We start from the raw sequence: 26,797 nt of genomic DNA on the forward strand, positions 1-26,797 counted from the left end.
GAGCCGCAACTTTCGCGCTCTGCTTCCGTCTCCGCCGTTATTCCTGATTGGCGTTGCGGTCTCCGATGGTGACGTCGAACTCCATCTTCTTGCCGTCGCGCATCACGCCGAGCTTGGCGGTATCGCCGACCTTCAGCTTCTTCACTGCCTCGGACAGCTCCGTAGCGTTCTTCACCTTCTGACCGTTGATTTCGACCACGACGTCGTACGGACGAAGTCCCGCCTGGAATGCCGGGCTGCGGCGCTCCACCTCGACGATGATGGTGCCCTCCGTGCTGTCCAGCTTCAGATCGTTCAGCCAATCTTTGCTGACGTTATCCAATCGCACGCCGATATAAGGAACCGGTTCCTTCGGAATCTCCACATTGTTCTTGAGATTTTCCAATACCGCGTTGAACGTCGTCTCCGGAATGGCGAAGCCGATTCCTTGCGCCTGGGCGCTGACGGCCGTGTTGATGCCGATGACCTCGCCCTTCAGGTTCAGCAGCGGGCCGCCCGAATTGCCGGGGTTGATCGAAGCGTCGGTCTGCAGCAGATGCTTATATTCGCGCGTACCGTTCTGATCGGGAATCGAGATCGGACGCTCCTTGGCGCTCAGGACGCCGACGGTTACCGTATGGTCGAAGCCGTACGGGTTGCCGATCGCCACGACCCAGTCGCCGACCTGCAATTCATCCGAGCTGCCGATCGGGATCGTCGGGAAGTCCTTGTCCCCGCTGATTTTCAGCGCGGCCAGGTCGAGATCGTAGCTATTGCCGAGCAGCTCCGCCTTGAACGGCTCATCGTAGCCTTGCACAGTCACGTAGATTTCCTCCGCTCCGTCGACCACGTGCTCGTTCGTCAGGATGTAGCCCGATTTCTCGAAAATAAACCCGGTGCCCATCCCCCCTGGCTGCAGCTCCGGCTCGCTGTTGTTCGGCTGACGGTAGTATTGGTCGCCGAAGAAGTAGCGAAAGAACGGATCGTCGAACATCGAGCCGCTTCTGCTCGAGCTGCGGCTTTTGACCTTCGTCTCGATCTTGACGACGGCCGGGCTCGCCTGCTGGAAAATTTCCGCGATGTTGTTCGGGCGGGCCAAATCCAGGTTCGACGGCACGACGCCGCCGCCCGAGCTGCTCGCCGCCACCGGCGTTCCTCCTCCGGAGGAGGAATTGTTCGTCATGACGCCCTGCGAGCCGGTGAACAAATTCGTCCGGTCGGCCGCGAACATAAGTGCGGCGACGACGACGGCACCGGCCAGAAATGCCGCGAACGTGCTCTTAAAACGCGACGTTTTCCGGGGCTTGTTGAACTGCCAGCCTCCGGCCGGTTCGTTCGGCGACAAGCTTCCCGCTTGCTGGCCGAAGGAGAAGGGACGAAGCGGCTTCGGCGGCGTCACCTCTACCTGCGCGGGCCCGCTGCTGTCCGTAACCGTCGCCGCGGAGGCCGCTTCTTCGCGGTTCATCCCCGATTTGAACGGGCCGTAAGAGTAGTAATGAGGCTCGCTTTGCGGCTCGGCGGCGTGCTTATCGTCTTCGCGATACGAATCCTGCGCCATATCCCGTTCCCGGGCATCTCCGGAATGATCGTCGCTGCGGCGGCCAGCCCCGCTGTCGTCCCCGGGACGCCGGGCAAAGCCGAAGCCTTCTTTATCATGGTTGTTCTCCATATCGATATACCTCCATTCTGACAAGGCATTGCGGTTCAAGAGTGCTTCAAGCATATTCGGATTGTTTATGCTTACATGATGCACCCGTTACCTTAAAACAACCTTAAAGAAACTTAAAATGGAGGTAAAACCTTGACAGATCCTGCGTTTTTGGCGGTTATGCCCGGCTGTTCGCCATGTTGGCCAAGGGTTCGGAACGTCCCCACGTCTGCCCGGGAGAGCACTTGCGCCGATATGAGCGCTTATACCGGCGCCTCGCACACGCCGCTGCAGCCGCCAGGTACAATAGCCGGGGACGCCGCCGCGGCGCTTATTGCAGCCAGCTCTCCTCCAGCTGGCGCAGCAGCTTCTCCGCCTTCTCAATCCAGCTCCGCTCGACGGGCGCATCCTTGTCCACCGGCTCCTGGAACTGGTCGACCAGAGCGCCGAACGTATTTGCATGCGCTTCCGCATCAAGCCCGTCGTTATACAAATGTTTTAGCACGAAAGGCGTGCCGATCTTGACGATAGCATCCGTCGCATCCGTATCCCCGTCCAGAACGCCGCGCGTCACCGTGAGCGGAATGCGCAGCCAGACCGTGCGCGCTTCATCCAGATGCCGGTCGAAATACCCGTGATTGTAATCCCAGTTGCCGCCAAGCACAAAACCATGCTCGTGAATATAGCCGCGCAGCTGGTCGAATGCTTCCTCGCGTCCGATAATCGCCGAATTTAACGGTACCATAAAATGACCTCCTATCTTGAAAATTTGGCGGTATACGCCGACAAAATTTCAATACCGCAGGTGACGACCGATGACGAAAGGAATCGCTCGTCATAGGCGTCTATCTTGAAAATAGCCCTTGGCCCGCGGCCCAATTTTCACCATCTGATGGTGCTGCGCCAGCGGCATGGGCGTCTATCTTGAAAATAGCGCCGGGCCCCACAACCCTTCCCCAGGCACATGGGCAGCAAATCCTGCAAAAAATGCAACATTTTCCGCCCCCTTTGCACAAGAGAAAGGGGAAAGTTGCATTTCGTGCAACAATTTGGGGACAATTGGCTTCAAACCCCGGAAACATCGCCCGAAAAGTTGCACAAAATACAACATTGAGCCGCAAATAGGGGGTATCCTCCTGTTTTTGTTGTACAAAATACAACATTTGCGCCCGCAGCCCGTTTCCATCATCGGATGGTGCCGCGCAAGCCGTATGGGTCCGCCAGCCAAAATTTTGAGCACACCCAAGGCGGCGGCCGATGTCCGAAAAAACACGGGCCGGCGGGCGGCCCGTGTCGCATCGTCACGCATTATTTTTGATTCTCATTGGCGCTTTCGCGCGGGTTGTTTTGCGCCGCATGCTTGACGTTTTTGGCCAGCACCTCTTCGGCGAATTCGCTGTTGTTCGTCTGATGATTGGACTTCTTTCTATGGTTAGCCACGGACATCACCCCCCTGCTGCCGTTATTGTGGGACGGCGTATGCCCGTTTATGTGTTGGAAACTTTTTTGCTTCGTGCGTTCAGGTTATTGCTTTGTCTTTTCCATGCTGTCCTTCAGCTCGTTCCACATCGCTTCGGTAATTTTGCCGTCGCCTGTTTTCACGACGAAGACGGTCAGCGTTTTCTTTCCCCATTCCTTGTATATCTGGTCCTTCGTTTCGAAATAAAGATCGATGGTGTGACCTTTGACCGCGCTGCCCGTATCCGCCACGACTCCATAGCCGTAACCGGGAATATAGAGCACTGTTCCGATCGGGAATACCTTCGGGTCGGCGGCGATCGTGGACAGCGAATGCTCGTCGCGAATGACCTTCAGTCCCGAGTAAGTAACCCCGTATTCGGGATGGCCCGGGCTTTTGCCCGTCGATTCCTTGCCCGCGTAATAGCCCGTTGCCGTAACCTCCACCGCCTTGTACTTGGTCAAGTCGTGGTTTTCCAGATTCGGCACCAGCTTATAGCTCGCTTTTCTTGCCTTCGCTGCCACGCTGCCCGACCCGGCGCCCGCCTGCTTCGCCAGCGACGGATTCGCGCCCGCCGCCACCGCGGCTTCATCCGCACCGGCAGCCGTTCCGGCAGCCTCCGCCGCGTCCGCGGACCATGAGGCCGGCTTGCCCGCCGCCTGCTCCACTTCCGCAAGCGGCTTTCGTCCTTGCTGAGTCCACCACAGCGCGGCTGCAATCAATGCGATCAGACCGATCCATTTCGCATAGCTTGCGGTTTTCATAAACATGAGTATGGTTTTAACCTCCCCTTAATCTATGAGGTTTTCCAAATACTCACGGAAATATACCGGCCGCTTGCGCATCCAATCAAGCACAACGGCAGCCCGCTGCCCGCTGCATGGCGCGGACGGCAGACTGCCGCTATGAAAGCATGGCGCTTATGGCAAAAGCTGTCCAAGCATTACACTTGCTTGGTGCGAATCTCTTCTGCGATCAGGGCGATGGCGTCGGCAACGCTCTGCGCGCCGAGATCGCCCTGTCCCCGCTTGCGCACCGAGACGGTGCCCGCCGCCTGCTCGTTCTCGCCGACGACGAGCATGTACGGGATTTTCTCCAGCTGCGCCTCGCGGATTTTGTAGCCCAGCTTCTCGTTACGCAGGTCGGCTTCGACGCGGATGCCCGCCGCCAGCAGCTTCTCCTCCACTTCCTTGGCGTAGCTCTCGAAGTTTTGCGACACCGGCAGCACCTTCGCCTGAACCGGGCTGAGCCAGGTCGGCAGCGCGCCGGCGAAGTTCTCCAGCAGGAAGGCGGTCATGCGCTCCATGGTGGAGATGATGCCGCGGTGAATGACGACCGGACGGTGCTTCTGTCCGTCCTCGCCGACATATTCGAGCTGGAAGCGCTCCGGCAGCAGGAAGTCGAGCTGCGCTGTGGACAGCGTCTCCTCCTTCTTCAGCGCCGTCTTGATCTGCACGTCGAGCTTCGGCCCGTAGAAGGCCGCCTCGCCCTCCGCTTCGAAATACGGCAGCTCCAATTCCTCGACGACTTCCTTCAGCATGCGCTGCGACATTTCCCACATCTCGTCGTTCGGGAAATATTTCTCCGTGTCCTTCGGGTCGCGGTAGGACAGGCGGAAGCGGTATTCCTTGATGCCGAAATCTTCATAGACTTGACGGATCAGGCGAATGACCCGGGCGAATTCTTCCTTGATCTGATCGGGACGGCAGAAGATGTGCGCGTCGTTCAGCGTCATCGCCCGGACGCGGTGCAGCCCGGTCAGCGCGCCGGACATTTCGTAGCGGTGCATCGTGCCGAGCTCAGCGATCCGGATCGGCAAGTCGCGGTAGCTGCGCATATCGCTCTTGTACACCATCATATGGTGCGGACAGTTCATCGGACGCAGCACCAGCTCCTCGTTGTCCATCGTCATCGGCGGGAACATATCCTCCTGATAGTGGTCCCAGTGCCCGCTGATTTTGTACAAATCGACATTGGCCAGCACCGGCGTATACACGTGCTGATACCCGAGCTTCTCCTCCAGGTCGACGATATAACGCTCCATCGTGCGGCGCAGCTTCGCCCCGTAAGGCAGCCAAAGCGGCAGCCCTTGCCCGACTTCGCGGGAGAACGTAAAGAATTTGAGGTCTTTGCCCAGTCTGCGGTGATCGCGCTTTTTGGCTTCCTCCAGCAGGCGCAGATGCTCCTCCAGCTCCGATTTCTTGGGGAACGCCGTGCCGTAGATGCGCTGCAGCATCTTGTTCTTGGCATCGCCGCGCCAGTACGCGCCGGCCACGCTGAGCAGCTTGAACGCCTTGATCCGTCCGGTGGACGGCAAATGTGGACCGCGGCACAGGTCGAAAAACTCGCCCTGATCGTAAATCGTAATCACCGAATCGTCCGGCAAGTCGTTAATGAGCTCCAGCTTCAGCGGATCGTCCAGCTCGCCGAATATGCGCAGCGCTTCCTCGCGGCTGACGACGCGGCGGCGGATCGCCAGGTTTTCCTGTACGATCTTCTCCATCTCTTTCTCGATCTTGCCAAGATCTTCAGGCGTAACCGGCGTATCGAGATCGATATCGTAATAAAAGCCGTCCTCGATGACCGGGCCGATGCCGAGCTTGACCTTCTTCTCGCCATAAATGCGCTTCAGCGCCTGCGCCATCAGGTGCGCCGTGCTGTGCCGCAGCACCTCCAGCCCGTCCGCGCTGTCCAGCGTCACAATCTCCAGCTGCGCATCGGCTTCGAGCGGCGTATACAGGTCGACCAGCTTGCCGTTCACCTTGCCGACGACCGCATTTTTTCTGAGGCCTTGGCTGATAGAGCCGGCGACCTCCTCAACCGTCGTGCCGCGCTCGTATTCTCTTACGGCTCCGTCGGGAAAAGTAACTTTGATAGACATGAACATTCACCCTCCTGCTTCAAATAAAAAAGCGCCTCATCCCATAGGGACGATGGCGCTTGATCGTGGTTCCACCCTAATTCGATCCGCTGGCTGATGCTTAACCGACACCAAGCCGGACAAGCCGAAACCTGCGGATCCTCTGACATTCGTTAACGGGAATGACCCGGCAGGATATACTGACCGGCAGGCCGATCGGCCCTGCTTGCGGCGTTCCATCCGGCGGCTACGAAGGGGTAAACCGGGATCGTGCTGAAGGGGATTGCAGCCTTGTCCCCTCTCTCTGTACAGTCCGCATCCGGCGGCTCGTGTCTTCGATCATTGCCTTAACCTTTATTATATTCGGCGGCGTGCGTCCGGTCAAGATTGTGACACAGCCGGCAGTATTCGCACAGCTCGACCCGGTTTTCGAAAATTTGCCCGATCGTCTTGATCACCTGCAGCTCCGGCTCGCGCGTATGGATGTAAATTTGCCCCGGCGACACCGTAATCAGCGTGCTGACGATCATATCCTCGAAATTCATGTCCTTCTCCAGCATTTCCACCGTCACCGTCGATTCCGCATCGTCCGTATCGATCGGCTTCATCCGTTCGTCCAGCAGCATAAATTCGCTGCCGCCTTTATGAATCAGATGAACGAACGGCACCTTCGCTTCCTGGATATAGACAAAATATTGGAGCAGCGTAATAAATTCCTGATATTGCCGATCCATGACAAATTCATCCACAGCAAATTCCGCGACATCGCGCAGCTCCTCCGTCAGCGTGCGCAGCCGGAAGCGGACGAAACCTTCCCAATTAAGCAGCGTGTGCTCCCTCAAGTAATCCGCGATTTCGCCGGACAATTTGCTCTTTCTGCGGCTGCGGGCACATAGCGCCCGCTCCGCGTCCCCGCCGGCAGCAGTCCCGTCCAGCATGGCCCGGCAATACTTCATAATGCCTCCGATATCCTCTTCCTGCTCGTACTGGAAGTCGCGGCGAATGATGCTGGCAAGCAGCGCCTCCTCTTCATGCCGCATCATGATTTCGGCCAGCGCGCCGGCCGCTTCCGAGCACAGCGCGTCCAGGTCGTCGGACAAGCGGAACTGCGGCAAAATGCCGTCCACCTCGACGGCTCTCCGGCCGGCCGTTCCGGTCAACTTGATTGCCACGCTATCCCTTTTATGTAGAAAAAAGCCGGTGTTGCGCAGCGCCTCCTGCAGCTGCTCGGCAAGCTCGTCCGGCCGGTTCGCGCATAAGATCGAGAACAGCTTCACCTTAAAACCACTCCTTTCCACCCGTACCGGGCCAAAGCGAATTTACGCCCTTTCGCGCATGTCCGATTTTTCCAAGGCATGCTGCTTCGGTTATCGTCCAGCGCGGGGACGAGCGGCATTCGCTACGTAGAAAGTATATGGTTCGCCAATGGCAGATATACGGCTTATTGTCCGGCCAGAGCGTAGCAAATAAATGAAAAAGCCCGGACGATCCCAAGGCACGGTCCCAGGCCGGACCTTGCAGGACATTCCGAGCTTTGCCGATTAGTTCTGCATAATAAAATCTTTCTCGACCGCTGACGAGTCGTTATCGAACATGCGCAAAATTTCATAGCGCGTATTGCGCTGCGCCGGGATTTTGCCCGCTTCGCGAATGATCTGCAGCGTCGACGAAATGTTCACCTTATGCGTCGTGCCCGCCGCCGACACGACATTCTCCTCGATCATCGTCGAACCGAAATCGTTGCAGCCGTACTGCAGCGACAGCTTGCCGACCTCCGGCCCCATCGTGACCCAGGACGATTGGAAGTTCGGGATGTTGTCGAGCATGATGCGGCTGATCGCGACATTTTTCAAGTAGTCCTCCGGACCGAGCTTCTCCGCTTTCAGGTTCGTGTTGTCCGGTTGGAACGTCCAGGAGATGAAAGCAAGGAAGCCCGGCGAGTTCCAGCCGCTGGCGATGCATTCGTCCTGGGCGTCGCGCACTCTCAGCAGATGAAGCGCCCGCTCCTCGATCGACTCGCCGAAGCCGATAACCATCGTCGCCGTCGTGCTCATGCCGACGCGCTGCGCGGTCTGCATCACATCCATCCAGTCGCGCCACGAGCCTTTCAGCCGGCTGATTTTGCGGCGCGTCCGGTCATCGAGAATCTCGCCGCCGCCGCCCGGCAAGGAATCGAGCCCGGCCTCCTTCAGCTCGCGCACGACCTGCTCCAGCGTCAGGCCGCCTGATACCTCTTTCATCTTCAAAATTTCCGCCGGAGAGAAGGAATGCATCGTAATGCTCGGGAAGCGCTTCTTGATCTCCCGCAGCAGATTCGTATAATAGCTGAACGGCAAATTCGGGTTCGTGCCGCCCTGCATCAAAATTTCCGTTCCGCCGACGTCGATCGTCTCCTGAATTTTCTGAAAGATCGCCTCGTCCGGCAGCACATAGCCCTCCTTCGAGCCCGGGGGCCGATAAAAGGCGCAAAACCGGCAATACACGTCGCAAATATTCGTATAGTTGATATTTCGTCCGATAACGAACGTCGTCACCGGCTCCGGATGAAAACGAAGCATAATTTGGTTGGCCGCATGCCCCATCTTTTCGATTTCGTTCGAAGCGTACAGCTCCATGCATTCTTCCGCCGTAATTCGGGTGCCGGCTACCGCTTTATCCAAAATCTGATCGATCGCGCTCATCGACGCCACACTCCTTTTCAAACAACACTCTACCATAATAGGGATGCCTTTGCTATAGAAAAAGACCGCCATAAGGGACCTCTCCCCTCTGGCAGTCTTCTTCGCGCCGGCAAAGACGTCGGTTAGACCCCTTCGATCTCGGCCTGAGCAGCGGCGATCGCCCGATCCAGATCGGCGATCAGGTCCTCCGCATGCTCGATGCCGACCGAATAGCGGAGCAGCCGGTCGTCGACGCCGACCTGGCGGCGAATCTCCTCCGGGATGTCCGCATGCGTCTGCACCGCCGGGTACGTCATCAGCGACTCGACGCCGCCGAGACTTTCGGCGAAGGCGATCAGCCGAATATGGCGCAAAATCGGCTCGATATAGCGGGCATCCTTCATCCGGAACGAGAAAATGCCGGTGTTGCCGGACGATTGCATATTTTGAATCTCATGGCCCGGATGCGTCGGCAGAGCCGGGTAATAGACCGCTTCGACCGCGGGATGCGCCAGCAGATGCTCGGCGATCTTGGTCGCATTGTATTGATGGCGCTCCATGCGAATGGCCAGCGTCTTCATTCCCCTCATCAGCAGCCAGCTGTCCTGCGGATTCAGAACGGCGCCGATGGAATTGTGCAGGAACGCCATCTGCTCCGACAGCTCCTTGCCCTTCGTCACGATCAGCCCGGCCAGCACGTCGTTATGTCCGCCCAAATATTTGGTCGCGCTGTGAATGACGATATCGGCGCCAAGCTCGATCGGCCGCTGGAAGAACGGCGTCAGCAGCGTATTGTCGACGATCGACAGCATGCCCTTGCGCCTCGCCCAGCCGCACACCTTCTTAAGGTCGGTAATCATCATCAGCGGGTTCGTCGGCGTCTCGATCAGGATCGCCTTCGTGTTCGGCTTCGCCTGCGCCTCCAGGGCGTCAAGATCGTTCGTGTCCACATACGTGGCGGTGACGCCGAAGCGGGACATGATGCGCTCGAGCAGGCGATATGTACCGCCATACAGGTCGAGCGAGACGAGCAGGTGATCGCCCTGGCCGAACAGGGCGAAGATCGTCTGCAGCGCGGCCATGCCGGAGCTGCAGGCGAAGCCGGCGTCGCCGCTCTCCAGCTCGGCGATGGCGTCTTCCAGCACCTTGCGCGTCGGGTTTTTCGTGCGGGAATAATCGAAGCCGGTGCTCTGGCCGAGCTTGGGGTGACGGAAGGCCGTCGCCTGATAAATCGGGTAGCTGACCGCCCCGGTGACCGGCTCCTCGAGGGAGCCGATCTGGGCCAGGCGGCTTTCTATTCTCCAATGGCGCTTGTCTAAAGTCATATGCGGACACTCTCCTTGCTGTTGCTGTACAGATCATAAGGCGTTTCCTGGTACACATAGTAGTTCAGCCAATTGGAGAACAGCAGATTGGCATGCGCCCTCCAGGTGTTGCGCGGCGTCTTGGACGGATCGTCGCCGGGAAAATAATTTTTCGGAATGTCGATATCCATCCCTTTGGCAATGTCCCGATCGTATTCATATTTCAAGGTGCAAGCGTCGTATTCCGAATGGCCGGTCACGAAAATTTGCCTGCCGTCCCGGGTCGCTACGATATAGACGCCCGCCTCCTCCGATTCGGACAAAATGTCCAGCTCCGGGTGCTTCTCGATATCTTCCCGCCGCACCTCCGTATGCCTCGACTGCGGAGCGAGGAACTGCTCGTCGAAGCCGCGCAGCAGCTTGACTTTGGGCTTCTCCACCGTATGCGGATAGACGCCGAACAGCTTCTTCTCAAGCGGATGCTTCGGCACTTTGAAGTGGTGGTACAGCCCGGCCTGAGCGGCCCAACAGATGTGCAGCGTCGAGGTGACGTTCGTGCGGCTCCAGTCCATCAGCTGCGTCAGCTCATCCCAATAGTTCACCTGCTCGAATTCGAGCGTCTCCACCGGCGCGCCGGTAATGATCAGGCCGTCGAATTTCTCTTCCTTCACATCGTCGAACGTTTTGTAAAACTGCTCGAGGTGTTCGGCGGACGTATTTTTGGATCTATGGGTTTTCGGATGCAGCAGCACGAACTCGACCTGCAGCGGGGTGTTGCCGATCAGCCGAAGCAGCTGAGTTTCCGTCGTTTCTTTCGTGGGCATCAAATTCATGATCGCAATCCGCAGGGGCCGAATATCCTGGTGAAAAGCGACCGTCTCATCCATCACAAAAATGTTCTCGTCGATGAGGATTTCCTTGGCAGGCAAGTGATCCGGTATTTTGATGGGCATCTGATTCACTCCTTTGGGATCGGTGATGATTCGTCGTTTCTCGCACCTGCCGCGGAAAAGCCATAACAAAAGGGCCTTTCCGCTTGCACGAGAAAGGCCCTTGTATCGCTACAATCTCCTCTCTCATCTCTCAGAAGCCGCCGCAAAGCCGCTTCCGCAAGAATTAGCACCGTGCAATAGAGCCTGCCGCAGGGTATCGTCCAGGCGATAAGTCTATTGTCGGTTGCCGGGTATCATCGGGCCAGTCCCTCCACCTACTCTTGATAAGAGTGCGAAACCGAATCTATTCTGTTGGATATGATAATACTGTATACGAAAAGCACATACGCGTCAAGAGCATTGAGCCGGCAGCATCCGGCAACATCTCGCAGCATTCCGGCGGCATCCGGCAACATCTCGCAGCATTCCGGCGGCATCCGGCGGCATCCGGCAACATCTCAGCATTCCGGCGGCATCGGGCGGCATCCGGCAACATCTCGCAGCATATGGAATCTCCGGCAGTGCAATGATCCGGCATCAACCTTACTTTCGCCCAAAGTTTTCACCTTGAAGTGTGGAAAATGAAGGTATATACTGAAACAAGCGCGGCAATGCGCGCTGACATTTTCTCGCAAAGGGGTGCATCCATCGAATGGACGGAGACCCGAGGAGTAGCAGTCGCTCCCGAGTTCACGACACACGGCACGGCGGTTTGACGTTCAGACAACAAATGAATAGTTCGTGTGGAACCCGGCCGGATCCCGCTGCATTCGATCGAGCCGCCTGAAGCGCGCAAGCCATGAATGCGAGCCTTTGCCCGGCTGTTTTTGCCGTTCGTTTTGGCAGCTGCTCGCATGCCCTGGAGCGCCTCTGCCTGCCGCCTTGCCGGCCGCGTTCCACCGACATCAGGGAGGGTGGAAACCGTGAAGGCACGTTTGGTTGAAAACGGAGTTTTTACATTGGTGGAGGATATTGCCGCAACGCTGAATCCGCCTGAACGGGGCTTTTATTGGATCGACGCGGGCATTGACGATTTGACGGTGCTGCAGCCGCTGTTCCAGCTGCACGAGCTGGCGGTGGAGGACTGCATGAACGAAGAGGAGCAGCGCCCCAAGATCGAATTGTACGACAACAACTATTTTATCGTGGTGAACAGCATCCGTTTCGACGATGAGGAAATTTTTCTGAGGTCATTGAACATTTTTCTCGGCAAGCATTACATCATTACCGTTACCCGGCAAAAAATCAACGAGCTCCGCACCTTGAAGCCGATTTTGTGGCAGGAAGAGGTGACGGCGCCCGACGAGTTTTTGTACCACCTGGTCGACCTGGTCGTGGACAACTACACGAACGTCGGCGACCGGATCGAGGCGAAGATCGAGAAGCTTGAGGAAGACATCCTCATGCATACGAAGAAATCACATCTGAACGAGATCATCGGGCTCCGAAGCGAAATTTTGTGGCTCAAGAAGGTGCTGATCCCCCAGAAGGAGGTCATCTCGCTGCTGAGCCGCAAGGATCTGAAGCTCATCAGCGAGCCGCTGCGCAAATATTTCGGCGACATCTACGAGAACGCCGTCAAAATTTCGGAGACGTTCGATACGTTTCGCGATTTGATGGGCAACCTGCGGGAAGCGTACCAATCCAGCATCGCCAGCCGCGCCAACGAAATCATGCGCATCTTTACCGCGCTGACGACGATCTTCATGCCGCTGACGTTCATTACCGGCATCTACGGGATGAACTTCGATTACATTCCGGGGCTGCACTTCAGATACGGCGGCGTTATCACCGTTATTTTCATGATCATCGTCGGCATCTCCATGTTCGTGCTGTTTCGCAAAAAAGATTGGCTTTGACCGGAAGTCCGCTTAATAACGCTTATATCACTTATATCGTCGATATCGCTGCGGCGAATGACGCCGTTTGTCGTCCGACTGGCGAAGGCCCTCCCGAGGGACCTTCGCCATTTTGCTGCTGCGGCTCTCAGCTCGCCTCCTCGACCCGCTCGCTTGCGGCGGCGTCCCGGCGATATTTGATCCTTAGCAAGCGGAGCCATTCGTAGATGCGCTCCGTCTCCTTGGCGCTTAGCTCCTTGTCGCCGAACACCGCCAGCAGCACGGGCTTCAAATACTTGTCTCCCAGCTTGGCGAAAGCCTCCCGGGCCGCCTCCCGCTCCTGCGCGGGGACTTCCTCCAGCATTCGGTCGGCGAACGGCAGCATATCGTAACCTTCCTTGTCCAGCTCCTCGACCCACAGCACCAGATCGCGCCGCTGCAGCTTCGTTTCGTTCAGGATCGCTTCCAGTCCGTCGCCGCGGCCGATCGACTCGAGCAGCCTGCGCTTTGTTTCCCGCTTGTCCGCTTCCGCCTTGCGCCTGCGCCGCTTTTCCTCCAGATACCATGTTACGAAAGCGTTCTCGTCGACGGATGGCTCGACCCAATCGAGCGGGAACGAGGTGGTGCGCTCGTAGCGGCGAACGATGTCCGTAATCGCGGCAGCGTACAACGCCGCCCGATGCTTGCCGAAGCCCGGCAGTTGCAGCAGCTCCTCTTCCGTATGCGGCTTGTAGGCGCTGATCATCTTCAGCATCCGGTTGGAGGCGATGATGAACGGCGACTTGCCGTCCCGCGCCGCCTGCTTGAAGCGCCACTGCCTAAGCTCCTCGTACAGCGGCTCGTCCGCCTGCATCTCTCCGTAATACTGCAGCATGCCGGAGTGCAGCGCGCGCTCGTCCAGCAGCTCGATGCCTCCTGCGCCCATCTCGATCAAGGGCCTGAAGCCTTCGCTCTGCTTCGCCGCGATGCGTTCGCGGAATACTGCCAGCAGCTCGTCCCAATGAATGCCTTCGAACCAGCATTCCTGTACAGGCCGCCCGTCCTCCTTCGTCTCGCTCCAGATGACCGACCACTGGCCCTGATGCTCCCCGATGGACACTTGCCCGGTGCGGACTCTCCCCTCTTCCGTCGTCTTCTCCAGGCTGTTCAAGAACATCAAATTCATGCCTTTCCCTCCCGCAAATATTGGTGATCACATGCTTTCTTTCAAACGCAAAAAAGCACCTCCCTGCCCCGAAAGGCAAAAGAGGTGCTTCCTCAAGTACGCTGCATTTGAAATTAATCCCATTATAGCATAAGATGCCCTGGCTGGCAACAGGTCAAGCCATCCGTCGGACAATCTTGAATCGCCCGGCGACCTTGCATGGTCATGGTCGGATATCGTTCCCGCTTTTGGGGAGAATGATAAAAGCCCCCGCTTTTTAGAATGATGGAGGCCCTTTCGTATAAGGGCATCCCGCGAAATATCCCGAAGGAGGGAACAGCCGACATGCCGGAAGACGTAAACCGCGACGGCTTCATCGACGAGGACCGTCACCATTATACCGATGTCAAAACCGTTGAGTCCCAGCGCAACGACTTGACTGCCGAAGAATTTCCGGAGGGGCCGTACGGCATGGACCTGCTTGCGGAATCGCTCGGCAAAAGCTCGCCCTGGCGAAAGGACCAGCGGGCGCACCATCAATTCACCTACGAAAACCGCGATCTGCACGCCGGCATCTCGCGGGAATATCCCGGCGCCCATCCGACGCACGACGCCTCCGGGGACGACCGGGTCGACGAATAAGACAGCGGCGCAAGCGCCAGTCGTTCGGCGAGATCAACAAAACAGCCCCGACCGGCCGAGAGCCGGGGGGCTGTCATCGCTGCTTGCTTAAATTTTGAGCACGCCGCCAGAGCTGGCGTTCGTGACGAGCTTGGAGTAGCGGGCCAGGTAGCCGGTCTTCACCTTCGGCTCGAAGCCTTTCCAGTTCGCCTTGCGGCGGGCCATCTCTTCATCGCTGATATGGAGCTCGATCTTGCGATTGTTCAGATCGAGCTCGATGATGTCGCCGTCCTCGACGAAGGCGATCGGTCCGCCCTCGGCCGCTTCCGGCGAGATGTGGCCGATGCTGATGCCGCGGGACGCGCCCGAGAAGCGGCCGTCGGTGATCAGGCCGACCTTCGCGCCGAGGCCCATGCCGACGATCTGCGATGTCGGCGCCAGCATCTCCGGCATTCCCGGGCCGCCCTTCGGCCCTTCGTAGCGGATGACGACGACGTGGCCTTCCTTCACCTTGCCGCTTGCGATGCCGCTGAGCGCTTCTTCCTGCGAGTCGAAGCAGATGGCCGGCCCCTTATGATAGCCGCCGACGGACTTGTCCACCGCGCCGACCTTGATAATGGAGCCGCCCGGCGCCAGGTTGCCGAACAATACGGCCAGGCCGCCCTGCTCGGAATGCGGGTTATCGAGCGGACGGATAACGTCCTTGTTCACAATTTCGCAGCCGGCGACGTTCTCGCGCAGCGTCTTGCCGCTGACGGTGATCGCCTCTCCGTAAATGGCGCCCGGCTTCTTGAGCAGCTCGTTGATGATCGCGCTCACGCCGCCGGCGTTGTGCACGTCCTCGATATGATAGTCGGAGGCCGGAGCGATCTTGGCCAGGTGCGGTACCCGCTTCGCCACTTCGTTGATGCGCTCGATCGGATAATCGATGCCCGCTTCGTGTGCGATCGCCAGCGTATGCAGCACCGTATTGGTCGAGCCGCCCATCGCCATGTCGAGCGCGAATGCGTTGTCGATGGCCTCGGGCGTCACGATATCGCGCGGCTTGATATCTTTCTCGATCAGCTCCATCAGCTGCTTCGCGGAGCGCTTGACGAATTCCTTGCGCTCCGGCGATACAGCGAGAATCGTGCCGTTGCCGGGCAGCGCCAGGCCGAGTCCTTCGGCCAGGCAGTTCATGGAGTTGGCCGTAAACATACCGGAACAGGATCCGCATGTCGGGCAGCCGTACTGCTCCAGCTCCTGCAGCCCTTTGTCGTCGATTTTGCCGGCCTGGTATGCGCCGACGCCTTCGAAGACGGAGGACAGGGAGATCGAGCGGCCGTCGCTTGTCTTGCCGGCCTTCATCGGGCCGCCGCTGACGAAGATCGTCGGGATGTTGACACGCAGCGCGCCCATCATCATGCCCGGCGTAATTTTGTCGCAGTTCGGGATGCACACCATGCCGTCGAACCAGTGTGCGGATACGACCGTTTCCAGAGAGTCGGCGATAATCTCCCGGCTCGGCAGCGAATAGCGCATGCCGATATGGCCCATCGCGATGCCGTCGTCCACGCCGATCGTGTTGAATTCGAACGGCACGCCGCCCGCTTCGCGAATCGCTTCCTTGACGAGCTTGCCGAACTCCTGCAGGTGCACGTGACCTGGAATGATATCGATGTAGGAGTTGCACACCGCGATAAACGGCTTGTCGAAATCTTCCTCCTTGACGCCTGCGGCGCGCAGCAAGCTGCGGTGCGGAGCGCGGTCGAAGCCTTTTTTGATCATGTCGCTTCTCATCTTGCGTTTATTGGACATAGCTCTATGATGCCTCCGTTTCTTTCTATGTTGAAAATTGGACGAAGTCCTTCGGCAAATTTTCAATACCGAAGGTGACGGCCGATGACAGAAGGAATCGCTCGTCTCGTCATAGGCGTCCATCTATAAAAATACCAAAAATATCGCTTCTCTCGATTGTAACACGTTTCCCCGAAATTGAAAACGTGAAACAGCTGGGCAACAGACGCCGCAGATGCGCGGTCATTAGCCGCCGAGACGAGCTTCTTTGCCGCGGGCAGCGTATTAAGGTATAATCATGGCATGATCTTACGTCGCAAAGGAGGACACGGCGTGTCCGCAACCAGGGAATTCGATTACTTATACGACAACAAGGAAGAGACGACGACACGGTTCGTCTGCTTCGTCGGCGAGACGCTGCGCCGATTCGATCTGGCGATCACCTCGACGAACCGCTTTTACGGCAAGAAGCTCGTCACAGACCTGCAGACAGGCCGCACTGCCGTCATCGGACCGGACGATTTGGCCGAGGAAGGCTACTTGGAGCACTTCTACAAGCTGACTGACGAAGAGGCCGCCGAGCTGCGCGCTTTTTTGGAGGAAATCGTCGGCCCTGTGAACTTCACCGATCTGTAGGCTCGTGTCGCATAACAAGCTTATTGTAAGAAAAACATCTATCGAAGTCCATTCAAGGGTGAGCGACCGCGGTTCAGCGGTTGTTTTTCTTGATACAGACAATGATGCTAAGAAAACCGCTCCATGACTTGGGGGCATAGCCACAAACGGTTTCACGTTTTGGCAGGGACCGGTTTATGACTCGATCCGCAAGACATAGCCAAGGCAGCATAAACCGAGGGCTACAAGTGAGCCAAGCGGATCGCCTGGAACCATCCCGATCACAATCTCCTCCCTAACGCAAGTGACAAACGCTATTTTGCTGAAATGCAGCCTTTGAAAAATCTAACGCAACTGGGTAGCGCTATTTGGTCAAAAACGCTGAATTTGGTGGCCGAAAACGCGAAATAAGGCTGCTCACTTGCGTTACAATTCCAAATCGAGCGTTTCGAGTGAAATAAGCTCTCTGACTTGCGTTAGCTCAGGGTCTGCCCGGCAAAACGTGAGCCCAAGGCATGCCTAAGGAGGCTATCGAAGCGAGCGATCCGCCTTGGCCGCGATCCGGAAGCGAGCAAGCCATTGCCGGCAGCTCGGGTCCGCCGATCGCAAGTGCCGGCGACGATCGGTTGCAGCGAACATAAAGCAAGCACACCGCCTTGGCATCGACCCAGAAGCGATCCAAAAGCGAGCCGCAGGTCATGGCATTCTTCCACAGCCTCCTTCGCAGACCAGCAGCTTGAGGCTATTCTTCCATGGCCTCCTTCACAAGCCGGTTGCTGCAAGACATTCTTCCGTTCTCCCCGTCCCCGAAAATGCTGCGCCTTTCATGATCCCGCTCAGCCTCAGCTGCTTTTCGTATTTGGCCGCAAGCCACGCCCCAGTCCATGATGCTCCAGGACAGATTCGTGTCATCGCGCCCGAGAAGTCCTATGGCCCGAGCTCCGCGGTAGCGCGGCTCCTTCCCGGGGCACATGGAGCGATCCGTTCCCTGATCAGCAGGTTGTACGCCCCTCCCCGGGCACATGAGGCAACAAATCCTGCAAAAAATGCAACATTTTCCGGAACTTTCGGGTAAAAGGAGGGGGAATGTTGTATTTTGTGCAACAATTTGAGCGCGATTGGCTTCAAACCCGGGAACATCGCCTGAAATGTTGCACGTTCTACAACTTTGAGCCGCTTATGCGGTTTATCCCCCCGTTTTTGTTGTACAAAATACAACATTTGCTATCTTGAAAATAGCCCCTCGCGGCTCATTTTCATCTTCTGATGGTGCCGCGCAAGTCGGCATGGGGGTCTATCTTGAAAATAGCCGGCGGTGCGCGGCACATTTTCACCATCTGATGGTGCTGCGAAGCCGCATGGGGGGCTATCTTGAAAATAGCCGGCGGTGCGCGGCTCATTTTCATCTTCTGATGGTGCTGCGCCAGCGGCATGGGGGGCTATCTTGAAAATAGCGCCCAGGGGTGCGCGGCACATTTTCATCTTCTGATGGTGCTGCGCCAGCGGCATGGGGGTCTATCTTGAAAATAGCCCCCAGGGCCCGCGGCCCATTTTCATCTTCTGCTGGTGCTGCGCAAGCCGCATGGGCGCCCGGCCATCCCTCACGAGCCGAATTTTCAACGCCGCAGGTGGCGACCGATGACGACAGGAATCGCTCGTCAGCGGCGTCCGTTGATGTCCTTTCAAGGATGAGCAATCGCGCTTTAGCGATCGTTTGGCGGATTGCCCGTCAGGTCAGCGCTTGATCAGGTCTTCTCGGACCGGGGCGAACGAATCGAGCAGGGCGCTCGGTTCCAGCGCCCTGCAGCCGTGCTTCGCGCCGCTCGGGATGTAGATCGTCTCGCCGGCCGAGACGATCTTCGTCTCCCCGTCGACGGTGAATTCCATCCTGCCCTTCAGGCAGTAGGACAGCTGCTCATGCGGGTGGCTGTGAACGTATCCTTCCGCTCCCGCTTCGAAATGAACCTCCATCATCATGATGCCGGCGCCCGGCTCGAAAATTTTGCGCCTTACGCCAGGCTCGGCATTCTCCCATATGTTGATATTGCTCATTGCCCGCATCCCCTTTGCCCGTGATTCATAGCAACTCCAACTTCGTCAGGCCGACTTGCCTTGCGGCAGCGAGCCTTTCGCAGCCTTGAGCATTTTGCCGCTGAAGAAGACGTATCCGAAGAACGAAGCCATCATTTGCTGGAACAGCATCCCGATAATCGTCGGCACAGCTACGGCCGGCGGAAAGAAGGAGGTGGCCAGCACCGCTCCCGCGCTGATGTTGCGCATGCCGCAGTTGAACATGAGACTGACGGCCGCGCCCCGGTCCATGCGGAAGAGACGGGCCGAGCCCCAGCCGATCACGTACCCGAGCGCCACGACGAAGACGCAGACGGCCCCAAGGAACAGGATTCCGCTGTCCCACTGCTTGAAATAAGGGGCGATCACCGCGCTGTTGATCATGACGACGAGGGCCAGCCCGATTTTCGAGAACGGAGCGAGCTTGGGGCCCCATTCGGACTTCGCCCTTCCCCCGGTCCACTGGTTGATGGCCATCCCGAGCAGCGAAGGGACGACGACCATCCATACAAGGCCTTGCAGCATGCCCCACGTGTCCATCTCCACCTTAGCTCCGATCAGCAGAGACAGCGTATAGGGGACCAAAAAAGGCGACAGGAACGTGTCGATCAGAATGATGGACAGCGTCAGCGCCGTATGCCCTTTGTAGATCGTCACCCACGTGAAGCTGACGATCCCTGTCGGAATCGTCAGCAGCAGAATAAGTCCGGTAATGGTCAGCGGATCGTCAGGGAACGCCAGATGCCCCATCGACCAGGCCAGCAAGGGCATAACGGCGTGAACGACGACGAGAAACAGCAAAATCGGCAGCGGATGGGTCATCACCCGCTGCAGATCGCGAAAATTCATGCCCAGACTGCCCGAAAAGGTCATAAAGGCGAAAATCCAGGGCACGGCAGCCGTGAACGGCGACAGCCAGACGGACAGCAGCAGTCCGATGGCCACGCTCGTCGGCGTGACGAGCGGCAACCATTTTTCCAAGAAGCGGTTGATCGTTTGCAGCATGGCGGCTTATCCTTTCAGCAGGAAGGAATGGCCGTCCTCGTCCTTGAACGTCGCGTAGGTGCCCCACTGCATTTTCTGCGGCTCGCCTTCGAATTCGACGCCACGCGCTTTCATGCTGTTATATGTCTCCTCCACATCGTCGCAATGAAAGACGATGGAAGGCGTAAGCTCCGCCCAATTTTTCATCATGCTTTTCGGATAAATCACGAGAGCGCTTTCGGCTCCCGGAGGAGCAACCTCCAGCCAGCTGCCGCCAGGTCCCATCGGCGTTTCACGGACGACCCGGAAGCCGACTTTTTCCGTCCAGAACGTTTTCGCTTTTTGCTGATCCTCGACATAGATCGCGACGGTCGCGATTTTTTGAATCATCGTGTTATCCTCCCGGTGGAATGTTCGCAAGTTCGCAGAGTCTTTCTTATCATAACGCTTCATCGCCTATATGACAAACCCGCCAGCGGCTTGTGGGAGGCGGCCTGCAGCTTTAAATCGCCAGCAATCTCCCGGCCTGGCCGGAAATCGTCGGCTTGTTGCTGGGCCAAATCCCGACTGGCGGGTTAGCAATTAATCCATGCCTAAAAATCGCTCCCGGATGTCCGGAGTCGGCATCATGCAGGAGCTTTCCTTGCCGAACCAGCGATAGCGCCGCCGCGCGAAGGAGCGGTATACCAGATCCCTGACTGGCCGGGGAATGACGATCGCCAGGTAAGCCGCCTTCCATAGGCCGTCCAGCCGCCTTGCGATGCGCAGCACCGCGGTCGATTCGGTATACGCCCTACCCTGCTCGATCAGCACGATCGAGTCAGTGCCCGCCGCTTCGGGGAAGGCTGCCAGCAGGGCGCTGCCGGCGCCTGACTGCTGCGAGGCGAAGCGGAAATAGCCGCCGCGGTCGCGCTGGATGACAAACTGCACCGACCGGTTGCAAAACGTGCATACACCGTCGAACAATACGACTGCATGCTCCTCAGGCTTCGCCATAGCCCCTTTGTCCCTCCCATTGCTCCGACCTCGCCAATATATACCATGATATCCAATAACGGTTAACCACCGTTCGTTTTCGCCGCCTGCGGGGAGCCCGCGTTCGCTTTCGCTTTGGCTGCGGCCCGAATCGACAGCAGGAAGCACAGCAGCAGGACGACCGCGGCCGAAGCGTATGGAAAATGGATATTCATGTCAAACAGCACGCCGGCAGCCAGCGGGCCGAGAATGTTGCCCATGCTGGTGAACGCCGAGTTCAGACCGGCAACAAAGCCCTGCTGCTCGTTGGCCATCTTGGACATTTGCGTGCCGAGCGCGGGGCGCAGCAGATCAATCGACAGGAACAGGATGAATGTAACGACGAGCACCGACCAGTAGCTGCCCGCGATAAGCATCAGGAAGACGAAGACGCCGGCGGTGCCCAAGGAGCAGGAAATGACCCTTCGTTCGCCGAACCGCTCGAGAATCCAGCCGAAAATCGTAAGCTGCACCACTGCGCCGGCGATCGAGCCGACGGTGATGATAAAGGCGATGTCCTTCGTCGTAAAGCCGAACTTGTGGTCCACATACAGTCCGAATACGGTCTCGAAGTTCGCCAGCCCGAACGAGGCGACCAGCACGATGATCAGGCTGAGAAAATACGGCTCTTTATACGACAGCAGCAGCTGCGAAAGCAAGCCCGGCTGCTTCTCTGCTGTGCGCGCTTCGCCGGAAGCGGCCTCTTGAGCCTTCGTATCCGGCAGGACCAGAATCGTAATGACGGCAGCGATGGCGCCAGCCGCCGCCGCTGCATAGAACGGAGCGCGAACGCCGAATCCCGCCAAGTAGCCCCCAATCCCGGGGCCGATAATAAACCCTGTCGTGATGGCCGCATTAATGAATCCCATCCCTTGGGCGCGCTCTTCCTTGCTGGTAACGTCGGCGACATAGGCCATAATCGCAGGCATGACCAGCGCCGCTCCCATGCCTCCGAGCACGCGCGAGACGAACAGCCACAACGGCTGGCTGGCCGCTCCGAACAGCCACTCCGATACGGCAAAGAGGACGATGCCAGCCACGATATTTTTCTTCCGGCCAATCTTATCCGATAGTCTGCCGGCAAAAGGAGAGAATAAGAGCTGCGACAACGAAAAAGCCGCGACCATGAACCCCAGAATGCTGCCGTTCAAATGAAGCTCTCTCAAATATGTCGGCATAACGGGAATAACAAGACCGATTCCGGTAAAAACAAGCAAAATATTGCCCATCAGGAGGAGGATAGCCCCCCGGTTTCTTAACAAGAGCGACATGATACGATATCCCTTCTATTCAAATTAAGCGATGCGGCTTCAGGAATCGGGTATCGCCTTACTCCCGCTGCGCGATCCCGTTCAGCATAACGTCGACGGCGGTGCGGTAGAGCGCGATCGCTTCGTCCATCCGGTACGTTCGCCTGGACAGCTGATTAAGTCCGAACAACAGGCTTTCCATAATGACGGCCAAATGCTCGACCGGATAGTCCGACGCGAATTCGCCCCGGTCGATCCCTTCCTGAATCAGCCGCTGGTTAAAACGCAGGTGCCGGGCCATCATTTCGGTAATGCGCCGCTCTACCTCGTTCGACTTCTCCTGATTGAAAAACTCATCCGCCGCCTTGGTCAAAGGATGATTGAAATCGTCCAATACGAGCAAATCGGCGATCGCATGCAGCTTCTCGGTGGAGGACTGATAACGCGCTTCCTGCTCCTTCCATTTTTGCTCCCACTCCAAATCCCACTCGTCGAGCAAATAAAGAAACAAGCTTTCTTTACTTTTAAAATGGTAGTAAATATTGCCCTTGCTGCACTCCGTCGCCTCCACGATCTCCTCAATGGAGGTTGCTTTGTAGCCCTTCTGCGCGAAAAGCGCCCGGGCAGCAGCGGCAATTTTGCCTTTCGTCTGTTCGCTTTGCGCTTGCTTTTTGTTCATTTTGATGGGGAGACACCTTCTTTATTATTTATACTGAACGTTCGTTCTATAATATTATCAAACGGGATGCCGTAAAGCAAATACCTCTATTAATGCGCATAATGCGCAAAAAAGGCCGATCCGGGCAGTCTGTCTGCCTCGCGATCCGCCTTCCCTGCAGCCGGTGCGCTGGTGCGGGCGCAATGCCCGGGCAACTCATGGATGCTTCCAGCGCCTGGCCTAACGCTTCCGCAACCGCGCCAGTGAGCGGTCACGCTGCCGATGAACGCGCCGCTCTCTGGCCTGCCGCTTGCCCTATGTCCCCGCTCCCGCCATCATCTGCTCGAGCTGCTCCGAGGATATGTTCGGCAGCTCGTCGGCCATGCGGCTCCAATCCTCCCGCATCTCTTCGTCGGTCAGCAGGCATTGATCCAACCCTTTGGCAATCGCCGCCGCATCCATGCCGATGCCGATGAACACGAGGCGCGTGATGCGATCCCCGTACACGGGGTCCCAGCCTTGCGCCAATTCCGGCTCCTCGGCAAGCAACGCCTCCCGCTGCTCAAGAGGCAGAGACGCCGCCCACCGTCCGGCCGGACCGAACTGGATCGAGGGGCCGGCCTGGCTCAAGCTTTGGGCCATGTCGTTCCTGGTGGCGAGCCACAGCGTCCCTTTGGCCCGGACGATCTCTTCCGGCCAGTCCGTCATCCATGCGGTCAGCCGCTCGGTATGGAACGGCCTCTTTCTTTCGTATACGAAAGAGGATATGCCGTATTCATCGGTTTCCGGCGTATGGTGGCCCTGCTCCAGCTCCTTGATCCAGCCCGCCGAGGCGCTCGCCTCCGCGAAATCGAATCGGCCGGTATTCAGCAGTTCCCGCGGGTCCACCTGCCCGTACGTCGTGCGCACGATTGTAGCGCGCGGCTGCAGCTTGCGGAGCATCCGCTCCAGGGCGGCCAATTCCTCTTCTGCGACCAGATCGCATTTGTTCAGCAGCAGCACATCGCAAAATTCGATCTGGCTGATCAGCAGATCGACTACATCCCGCGTATCGTCCTGTCCTACGGCCTGCCGACGGTCCAGCAGCGACTCGCCGCTCGAATAATCGTGCCAGAACCGGTACGCGTCCACCACCGTCACCATCGTATCGAGCCGGCACCACTGCGTAAGGTCGATGCCGTGCTCCTCGTCGATATAGGAGAACGTCTGGGCGACCGGAACCGGCTCCCCGATCCCGGTCGATTCGATCAAAATATAATCGAAGCGCCCGTCCTTCGCCAGCCGCTCCACTTCCCGCAGCAGGTCCTCGCGGAGCGTACAGCATATGCAGCCGTTGGACATCTCCACCAGCTTCTCCTCCGTCCGGGATAGCGCCCCGCCGTCCTTGATCAACCCCGCATCTACATTCACTTCGCCCAAATCGTTCACAATTACGGCAACCTTAAGGCCTTGCCTGTTGTGCAAAATATGGTTCAGCACCGTCGTTTTTCCCGAACCCAGATAGCCGCTGAGCACCGTTACGGGAATTTTAGCATCGCGATTGGTCATCGGATAAAACCCCTTTGTTTATTTTGTTGTAATTATTACTATTTAAGCTTGGTCTAATCGTAACAATTACGATTATACAACGTGATATTGTACAGCGCAAGAAGTTCAGGGAATTTTATGGCCGGGCGCCTGGAGCATGGGGGGACAAGAGAAACGCGGTCGGCCAGCGACCGAATCCGTTTCATAAGATTAATAAGGCGCATATCCCCTATGAAAACGGTTTATTCCCCCCGATCGATCGGCTTTCCGCCTTGTTATGATCATGGTGCGGAATTGAGCTAATGATTGGTCCCTCTCCTTCTCTCATATATTTTTTGGAGCTATTCCCGGACTGAACTGACGGGAATAGTCTTTTTTTTTTCGCTGCACAAAAAAAACTGACGCCCCTGAACAGGACGCCAGCTTGCCTCTTTACATATCGTTGTCCGGGCGGCTTGCGCCCGCCAGATGCTTCATTTGCCGGTGCTGCTGAATTTCCCGCAAAATTTCCTGCTCAACCCGGGCATTGTATTCCCGCAGCATGCGGGGAAGAAGAAACAAATCGACGATGACCCATATGAACAGTGTAAGCGCCGGCAGGATGAACAGAATGATCGAAATGGCGATCAGGGCTTCGGACTGCGCTGCCGAGCCAATGCTGAGCCCGAAATAAAACAGGCAGGCCAGCAGAAACAAAACCAGCTGCAGGATGCCTGTTCCCTTTTTGTTCAAGTAAAATCGATGAATCCCCAAATGTCCGCCCAGCAGCATCAAGTAAGCGAGCGCCGTCGATTTCTCGGAAGCCCTCATCTCCGAGCTGAATACCATCATTTCGTCTAATGTCAAATCTTGTTTGTTGAGCATGCTGCGCTCCTTATATAGCTAAATAAATTACATGGTGGCAGAGACGTTCTTCTGTCTCATGATTTGCTCCAGCACTTTCCCTTCAACATCGCGATTGTGATCTTTGACCCACGTATGTACAAGAAACGCGTCAACCAGCCACCAGATAGCGGTGATCACCGCCCCGATGAGGGTCAGCGTCAAAATTAACTGTGCGATAGCCGACCCTTTCTTGCCCAAATAAAAGCGGTGTCCCCCCACTATTCCAAGGAAATACCAGAGCACATAGGCGACTACCATGTTTTTGCCCTGGTTTTTCACCTCTTGCTCCAAAAGCAGCAATTCCCGCGCATCGAGCTGGCTTTTTAGTGCCACATTGTAGCTCATACCCAAAACAGTCTCCTTTTGCCATAGTTTGTAACAATAACGTAATAATTATAATGAACTAAGACTAAAAAAACAACTACATTTTCCATTTTTTCTTGGGACTTTTGAATTAAATTTGCAAAATTTATGATCTTTTTGGCGCATGTCCGATTGCTGCTTCTCCTTAAACCTTCTCAGACCGCAATCTACTCCAAATACTTACTCGCCAGTTCTCGTTCAAATATATTGCCATCCCTGTCTTCAGCCGCTTATCCTATTTTTTTGGTAAAACGCTTCGTTACCCGAAGTCGATATCAAATGCAAGCAAGAAACATCGGCAAGCTTGTCCATCAAATGCTCTACGATCCTCTGGCCAACACCTTGTTTTTGATATTCCCGATGCACAACGACATCATAAATTGCTGCGTTAAAGACACGAAAAACCTTGCCTTCGGCAAGGTCCTTTATCGTGCAAAATACTTTGTGCGGCAGGTGCGGCGGGGATATTCAGCCTGCGGCCCCGAACTCCGCGCTGGCATGCGAATTCCGCGCCGGCATTCGGACCCCGCGCAGCATGCGAACTCCGCGTTGGCATTCGGACCCCGCGCAGCATTCGGACTCCGCGCTGGCATTCGGACCCCGCGCAGCATTCGGACTCCGCGCTGGCATTCGGACCCCGCGCAGCATTCGGACTCCGCGCTGGCATTCGGACCCCGCGTTGGCATTCGAACTCCGCGCAGCATTCGGACTCCGCGCTGGCATTCGGACCCCGCGTTGGCATTCGAACTCCGCGGTGCATTTGGACTCCGCGTTAGCGCTGCCCCTTTCCGGGCCCACCCGGCACATGAAGCGACGAATGACTGGTTCGGCTTCCTACCTCCGTCGCGAGGCTCCTCCCCGGGCACATGTAGCGACGAATCCTGCAAAAAATGCAACATTTTCCGTCCTCTTCGCACCAAAGGAAAGGGAATGTAGAGTGAAGGGCTGGGGGTACCAGCCCCTCCTCATCAAACCGTACGTGAAGTTTTCCCTCATACGGCTTTCCGACGTTCTTCACCTTGGACAGTACGTTTGCCCCAAATTGCGACGGTTTTCAGACCCGCCATCCGAAGTAATTCGAACACATTTACCTGACTGGCTCTCCTCTTCTTGTGTTTTCTGTTCCACCACAGACTTATTCTTCTGCGGATATGCCAGTCCACTTTGGTCAGGAATCGGTTTGCCATGGTCGGGTCTATGCTCGCGTAGT

General features: G+C 57.1%; 24 protein-coding genes, 1 pseudogene and 1 riboswitch. Of the genes and pseudogenes, 3 read left to right on the forward strand and 22 right to left on the reverse strand.

Annotated features, from left to right (window positions below):
* Positions 1-37: 37 nt before the first annotated feature.
* The 9 genes from F591_RS0109090 to metA all read right to left on the reverse strand — a co-directional run bounded on the left by F591_RS0109090 (position 38) and on the right by metA (position 10,863).
* Positions 38-1,648, reverse strand: coding sequence for a S1C family serine protease (locus F591_RS0109090; protein ID WP_019534286.1), 1,611 nt, complete (start codon positions 1,646-1,648; stop codon positions 38-40).
* Between the two features lie 310 nt (positions 1,649-1,958).
* Positions 1,959-2,372, reverse strand: a complete 414-nt coding sequence (locus F591_RS0109095) for a YugN family protein (RefSeq protein WP_019534287.1) — start codon at positions 2,370-2,372, stop codon at positions 1,959-1,961.
* Between the two features lie 563 nt (positions 2,373-2,935).
* Complete coding sequence (locus F591_RS33240) at positions 2,936-3,067, reverse strand: hypothetical protein (RefSeq protein ID WP_281166688.1); 132 nt, start codon at positions 3,065-3,067, stop codon at positions 2,936-2,938.
* Positions 3,068-3,151: 84 nt separating this feature from the next.
* Positions 3,152-3,856, reverse strand: a complete 705-nt coding sequence (locus F591_RS33245; protein WP_019534289.1) for a 3D domain-containing protein — start codon at positions 3,854-3,856, stop codon at positions 3,152-3,154.
* 173 nt (positions 3,857-4,029) lie between these two features.
* The gene (thrS, locus tag F591_RS0109110) at positions 4,030-5,967 is read right to left on the reverse strand and encodes a threonine--tRNA ligase (RefSeq protein WP_026326481.1); all 1,938 of its coding nucleotides are present in this window, start codon (positions 5,965-5,967) and stop codon (positions 4,030-4,032) included.
* Between the two features lie 326 nt (positions 5,968-6,293).
* Positions 6,294-7,223 carry a putative sporulation protein YtxC gene (ytxC, locus tag F591_RS0109115; protein ID WP_019534291.1) on the reverse strand — a complete coding sequence of 310 codons (930 nt, stop codon included), beginning with the start codon at positions 7,221-7,223 and terminating at the stop codon, positions 6,294-6,296.
* A gap of 264 nt (positions 7,224-7,487) precedes the next feature.
* Positions 7,488-8,627: a cyclic dehypoxanthinyl futalosine synthase gene (gene mqnC, locus F591_RS0109120; protein ID WP_019534292.1), complete on the reverse strand. Its 1,140-nt coding sequence runs from the start codon at positions 8,625-8,627 to the stop codon at positions 7,488-7,490.
* 122 nt (positions 8,628-8,749) lie between these two features.
* Complete coding sequence (locus tag F591_RS0109125) at positions 8,750-9,931, reverse strand: aminotransferase class I/II-fold pyridoxal phosphate-dependent enzyme (RefSeq protein ID WP_019534293.1); 1,182 nt, start codon at positions 9,929-9,931, stop codon at positions 8,750-8,752.
* A complete protein-coding gene (gene metA / locus F591_RS0109130) occupies positions 9,928-10,863 on the reverse strand; it encodes a homoserine O-acetyltransferase MetA (protein ID WP_019534294.1) in 936 nt (311 codons plus the stop codon). Before metA ends, F591_RS0109125 begins: the two co-directional genes overlap by 4 nt.
* 120 nt (positions 10,864-10,983) lie before the next feature.
* Positions 10,984-11,133: riboswitch (SAM riboswitch) on the reverse strand.
* 632 nt (positions 11,134-11,765) lie between these two features.
* Between metA and corA the strand changes: the two genes are divergently transcribed.
* Complete coding sequence (gene corA / locus F591_RS0109140) at positions 11,766-12,701, forward strand: magnesium/cobalt transporter CorA (RefSeq protein WP_026326482.1); 936 nt, start codon at positions 11,766-11,768, stop codon at positions 12,699-12,701.
* Between the two features lie 127 nt (positions 12,702-12,828).
* Here corA and F591_RS0109145 read toward each other — a convergent pair whose 3' ends face one another.
* Positions 12,829-13,845 carry an HRDC domain-containing protein gene (locus tag F591_RS0109145; RefSeq protein ID WP_019534296.1) on the reverse strand — a complete coding sequence of 339 codons (1,017 nt, stop codon included), beginning with the start codon at positions 13,843-13,845 and terminating at the stop codon, positions 12,829-12,831.
* A 324-nt stretch (positions 13,846-14,169) separates the two neighbouring features.
* Here F591_RS0109145 and F591_RS0109150 point away from each other — a divergent pair, with 324 nt between their 5' ends.
* Complete coding sequence (locus F591_RS0109150; protein WP_019534297.1) at positions 14,170-14,466, forward strand: hypothetical protein; 297 nt, start codon at positions 14,170-14,172, stop codon at positions 14,464-14,466.
* A gap of 87 nt (positions 14,467-14,553) precedes the next feature.
* Here the strand turns inward: F591_RS0109150 and ilvD are convergent, their stop codons facing one another.
* A complete protein-coding gene (gene ilvD / locus F591_RS0109155) occupies positions 14,554-16,242 on the reverse strand; it encodes a dihydroxy-acid dehydratase (protein WP_019534298.1) in 1,689 nt (562 codons plus the stop codon).
* A 282-nt stretch (positions 16,243-16,524) separates the two neighbouring features.
* Between ilvD and F591_RS0109160 the strand changes: the two genes are divergently transcribed.
* Entirely contained in the window at positions 16,525-16,857 is a 333-nt protein-coding gene (locus tag F591_RS0109160; RefSeq protein WP_051109156.1) for a DUF3055 domain-containing protein, read from the forward strand.
* Positions 16,858-18,570: 1,713 nt separating this feature from the next.
* On the opposite strand, the gene F591_RS0109185 is transcribed toward F591_RS0109160, so the two are convergent.
* The 11 genes and pseudogenes from F591_RS0109185 to F591_RS32255 all read right to left on the reverse strand — a co-directional run.
* Entirely contained in the window at positions 18,571-18,888 is a 318-nt protein-coding gene (locus tag F591_RS0109185) for a cupin domain-containing protein (RefSeq protein WP_019534303.1), read from the reverse strand.
* Between the two features lie 45 nt (positions 18,889-18,933).
* On the reverse strand, positions 18,934-19,911 hold the full coding sequence (locus F591_RS0109190; RefSeq protein WP_019534304.1) for a bile acid:sodium symporter family protein: 978 nt from the start codon (positions 19,909-19,911) through the stop codon (positions 18,934-18,936).
* Positions 19,912-19,917: 6 nt separating this feature from the next.
* Positions 19,918-20,280, reverse strand: coding sequence for a VOC family protein (locus F591_RS0109195; protein WP_019534305.1), 363 nt, complete (start codon positions 20,278-20,280; stop codon positions 19,918-19,920).
* Between the two features lie 192 nt (positions 20,281-20,472).
* Complete coding sequence (locus tag F591_RS0109200; protein WP_019534306.1) at positions 20,473-20,886, reverse strand: thiol-disulfide oxidoreductase DCC family protein; 414 nt, start codon at positions 20,884-20,886, stop codon at positions 20,473-20,475.
* A gap of 62 nt (positions 20,887-20,948) precedes the next feature.
* The gene (locus tag F591_RS0109205) at positions 20,949-22,175 is read right to left on the reverse strand and encodes an MFS transporter (RefSeq protein ID WP_040741351.1); all 1,227 of its coding nucleotides are present in this window, start codon (positions 22,173-22,175) and stop codon (positions 20,949-20,951) included.
* 58 nt (positions 22,176-22,233) lie between these two features.
* On the reverse strand, positions 22,234-22,833 hold the full coding sequence (locus F591_RS0109210) for a TetR/AcrR family transcriptional regulator (RefSeq protein WP_019534308.1): 600 nt from the start codon (positions 22,831-22,833) through the stop codon (positions 22,234-22,236).
* Positions 22,834-23,127: 294 nt separating this feature from the next.
* On the reverse strand, positions 23,128-24,360 hold the full coding sequence (locus tag F591_RS0109215) for a GTP-binding protein (RefSeq protein ID WP_019534309.1): 1,233 nt from the start codon (positions 24,358-24,360) through the stop codon (positions 23,128-23,130).
* A gap of 411 nt (positions 24,361-24,771) precedes the next feature.
* Complete coding sequence (locus F591_RS0109220) at positions 24,772-25,203, reverse strand: TM2 domain-containing protein (protein WP_019534310.1); 432 nt, start codon at positions 25,201-25,203, stop codon at positions 24,772-24,774.
* 27 nt (positions 25,204-25,230) lie between these two features.
* Entirely contained in the window at positions 25,231-25,569 is a 339-nt protein-coding gene (locus F591_RS0109225; protein WP_019534311.1) for a TM2 domain-containing protein, read from the reverse strand.
* Between the two features lie 240 nt (positions 25,570-25,809).
* The gene (locus F591_RS32695; protein ID WP_245581003.1) at positions 25,810-25,953 is read right to left on the reverse strand and encodes a GNAT family N-acetyltransferase; all 144 of its coding nucleotides are present in this window, start codon (positions 25,951-25,953) and stop codon (positions 25,810-25,812) included.
* 626 nt (positions 25,954-26,579) lie between these two features.
* Positions 26,580-26,797, reverse strand: a pseudogene (locus tag F591_RS32255) (group II intron reverse transcriptase/maturase); the annotation flags it as partial.

It is taken from the genome of Paenibacillus ginsengihumi DSM 21568 (assembly GCF_000380965.1).
GTDB lineage: Bacteria > Bacillota > Bacilli > Paenibacillales > NBRC-103111 > Paenibacillus_G > Paenibacillus_G ginsengihumi.

Bases quoted from the DNA above. Each gene is read 5' to 3' on its own strand.
- F591_RS0109090 (WP_019534286.1), bottom strand. From the start codon at position 1,648: ATGGAGAACAACCATGATAAAGAAGGCTTCGGCTTTGCCCGGCGTCCC.
- metA (WP_019534294.1), bottom strand. From the start codon at position 10,863: ATGCCCATCAAAATACCGGATCACTTGCCTGCCAAGGAAATCCTCATC.
- F591_RS0109215 (WP_019534309.1), bottom strand. From the start codon at position 24,360: ATGACCAATCGCGATGCTAAAATTCCCGTAACGGTGCTCAGCGGCTAT.
- F591_RS0109225 (WP_019534311.1), bottom strand. From the start codon at position 25,569: ATGAGCTACAATGTGGCACTAAAAAGCCAGCTCGATGCGCGGGAATTG.
- F591_RS0109185 (WP_019534303.1), bottom strand. From the start codon at position 18,888: ATGAGCAATATCAACATATGGGAGAATGCCGAGCCTGGCGTAAGGCGC.
- thrS (WP_026326481.1), bottom strand. From the start codon at position 5,967: ATGTCTATCAAAGTTACTTTTCCCGACGGAGCCGTAAGAGAATACGAG.
- F591_RS0109220 (WP_019534310.1), bottom strand. From the start codon at position 25,203: ATGCTCAACAAACAAGATTTGACATTAGACGAAATGATGGTATTCAGC.
- F591_RS0109210 (WP_019534308.1), bottom strand. From the start codon at position 22,833: ATGAACAAAAAGCAAGCGCAAAGCGAACAGACGAAAGGCAAAATTGCC.
- F591_RS0109125 (WP_019534293.1), bottom strand. From the start codon at position 9,931: ATGACTTTAGACAAGCGCCATTGGAGAATAGAAAGCCGCCTGGCCCAG.
- F591_RS0109160 (WP_051109156.1), top strand. From the start codon at position 16,525: ATGATCTTACGTCGCAAAGGAGGACACGGCGTGTCCGCAACCAGGGAA.
- F591_RS0109095 (WP_019534287.1), bottom strand. From the start codon at position 2,372: ATGGTACCGTTAAATTCGGCGATTATCGGACGCGAGGAAGCATTCGAC.
- F591_RS0109195 (WP_019534305.1), bottom strand. From the start codon at position 20,280: ATGATTCAAAAAATCGCGACCGTCGCGATCTATGTCGAGGATCAGCAA.
- F591_RS0109190 (WP_019534304.1), bottom strand. From the start codon at position 19,911: ATGCTGCAAACGATCAACCGCTTCTTGGAAAAATGGTTGCCGCTCGTC.
- ilvD (WP_019534298.1), bottom strand. From the start codon at position 16,242: ATGTCCAATAAACGCAAGATGAGAAGCGACATGATCAAAAAAGGCTTC.
- mqnC (WP_019534292.1), bottom strand. From the start codon at position 8,627: ATGAGCGCGATCGATCAGATTTTGGATAAAGCGGTAGCCGGCACCCGA.
- F591_RS0109200 (WP_019534306.1), bottom strand. From the start codon at position 20,886: ATGGCGAAGCCTGAGGAGCATGCAGTCGTATTGTTCGACGGTGTATGC.
- F591_RS0109145 (WP_019534296.1), bottom strand. From the start codon at position 13,845: ATGAATTTGATGTTCTTGAACAGCCTGGAGAAGACGACGGAAGAGGGG.
- F591_RS0109205 (WP_040741351.1), bottom strand. From the start codon at position 22,175: ATGTCGCTCTTGTTAAGAAACCGGGGGGCTATCCTCCTCCTGATGGGC.
- F591_RS33245 (WP_019534289.1), bottom strand. From the start codon at position 3,856: ATGTTTATGAAAACCGCAAGCTATGCGAAATGGATCGGTCTGATCGCA.
- F591_RS0109150 (WP_019534297.1), top strand. From the start codon at position 14,170: ATGCCGGAAGACGTAAACCGCGACGGCTTCATCGACGAGGACCGTCAC.